The sequence below is a fragment of the uncultured Fibrobacter sp. genome, assembly GCF_937877005.1.
GTDB lineage: Bacteria > Fibrobacterota > Fibrobacteria > Fibrobacterales > Fibrobacteraceae > Fibrobacter.
The window spans coordinates 1-1,455 of sequence record NZ_CALEFV010000003.1 but is presented as its reverse complement, the minus strand read 5'-3'; the positions used below and the strand labels follow the sequence as shown (position 1 = coordinate 1,455).

1 protein-coding gene is annotated in these 1,455 nt (G+C 51.6%); it reads right to left on the bottom strand.

Annotated features, from left to right (window positions below):
* Nucleotides 1–160: 160 nt before the first annotated feature.
* Nucleotides 161–1,330 (bottom strand): polysaccharide biosynthesis/export family protein, encoded by a 1,170-nt coding sequence (locus Q0628_RS00040; protein ID WP_298767309.1) that lies wholly within the window; start codon nucleotides 1,328–1,330, stop codon nucleotides 161–163.
* Nucleotides 1,331–1,455 lie beyond the last annotated feature (125 nt).

Sequence of the window (1,455 nt, the reverse complement as noted above, 5' to 3'; positions counted from 1 at the left end):
TACAATAAATGCATGAGATTTACCGCTTTCGGTAAAAAAAGAGCCCCCATGTCTGGTACACATGGGGGTTTTTTCCAGGAGTTGCACCTGGCTGTTCTTAGCGGTCTAACCACTTACAGATAAAATAAGCAGTAACAGAGGATATCAAAATACGACATTTTTACCTAGAATTTGTAATGATTATCGCCGTCGCGATCACGCTCAGGAGAGATGCCAGGAAGAGTGTCACATCCTTGACCGATTCGTAGACGCTACGCGGAATATCGATGTAGTCCCCCGGCTGGATTTCCCCCTTGTACGGATCAATAGATTCGCTCTTGCCGTCGCGAATGCGCGTCACGCGGCTAAAGGAGCCCGTAATAATGGTGACGCCCGATGCTGCAATATAGTCGATCGCGTGCATTCCCGGCATGTAGACCGCCTTACCGACCACGGCCACGGCGCCGCCCACATAGACGAAGGGGTCCCTGTTCCAGAGCAGCACCTTGGTCTGCGGCTCCAAACGCAAATCGCGCGCGGCGGCAAGCTCGTAGGTGTCCTCGGCGCCATTCGGCTTTTTCACCTTGGCCCACTTGGCACGGGATTCGACAACCCCGGAAATCTTGTCGAGATACTCGCCCAGCGTAGCGCCTTCCACATACGGCATGCTATAGCTCGACATGGGAGTCTCAATCGAAATGGTCGCCTCGGCGTGCGTATAGGGAACATAGACGACATCGCCATTTTCAAGCATCAGGTTCACTTCGCCATGGCCACGCGTCTCATAATCGACATAGTTCACATTCAACGTGTCGGTGCCACGGTACACCTGGATCGACTTGCGGTCGGCCATGCCAAGGAATCCTTCGCACTTCACCAGGATGTCGCTCAGGCGCGTCTGCTGCTCGACCGCCATGCGGCCAGGATACTTCACGGCACCAAGAATCGACACGGACATCTTCTTCGTGCGCACCAGCTGCACCTGGATATAGCGCTCATCGTACTTCGAGACAAGCAGGCTCTTCACGGAATCCTTTGCCTCGTTCAGCTTGAGCTTGTTCACCGAAACCATGCCGCAGCTAGGAATAGAAATATTTCCTTCGGCAGAAACCTGGACAACATCAAAGCCCTTGGGAGTAAGAATCTCAAAGTAATCACCAGGACCCACTTCGTATGTGGAGTCAACAGCAGTTTCCAGTTTCAACGGTTCAGAAACAACTGAACTTCTCTGGAACTTCGAATCCTGCGACTGAAAAGTAGGCAGGGCAGACATCGCACTGTTTTGTGCATCGTCGTCCAAAGAAATGGCAAAGCTACAGGTGGCAAGCACCAATATCAGAATAGCAAACATAGGGAACAATATACAAAAAAAGTTCGGCTTAGGTTAGCCGAACTTTTTTAATCAAGCGCCTTGAATTATTCAGCGGACTTGCTTTCGCCTTCAACCATGCTCACGGCTTCGGACTTCGGCTGTTC

What these genes read in the sequence shown, in the direction of transcription:
- Q0628_RS00040 (WP_298767309.1), bottom strand. Translation starts at nt 1,330, where the DNA reads ATGTTTGCTATTCTGATATTGGTGCTTGCCACCTGTAGCTTTGCCATT.